1 protein-coding gene is annotated in these 436 nt (G+C 58.9%); it reads right to left on the reverse strand.

Features of this window, described 5'->3' with window-relative positions:
* Positions 1-195: 195 nt before the first annotated feature.
* The gene (locus RX395_RS10140) at positions 196-378 is read right to left on the reverse strand and encodes a hypothetical protein (RefSeq protein WP_009260291.1); all 183 of its coding nucleotides are present in this window, start codon (positions 376-378) and stop codon (positions 196-198) included.
* Positions 379-436 lie beyond the last annotated feature (58 nt).

The raw sequence follows: 436 nt of genomic DNA on the forward strand, positions 1-436 counted from the left end.
GCGCCCCGCAGTCCGTAGCAGATCAAGGTCTGCTCCTCCTGCATGGCGTTGATGAACTCGTTCTGCTTCTTATTGTTCTCCAGCACCTTGTACACGGCCACGACCGCCGCCACCAATGCCCCCAGTGCGCTCAGCAGGCTTGCTGCCTTGATGATAAAGTCCGCGTCGATGTACATTCCCTCGTCCTCCTGCGTATCAGCCCATCCAATCGGTTCCGCCGATGGCCTCACGGTATGCCTTATCGGCTTCCGCGATCTCGTCCCGCCCGGTCTCCGTGTCGCCCAGTTCTGCCAGCCTCGTTGCCAGAACACGGATGGCTTTTGCCTGGATTTCTGTCACCGTCTCCAGTTCAGCGATGATCTGCAAATGGCTGCTCATTCTTTCGCCTCCGACCATCCGCTGACGCCGGGTTCCCACACATTCGCATCCACATCAC

The sequence above is a fragment of the Collinsella aerofaciens genome, assembly GCF_032584215.1.
Taxonomy (GTDB): Bacteria; Actinomycetota; Coriobacteriia; order Coriobacteriales; family Coriobacteriaceae; genus Collinsella.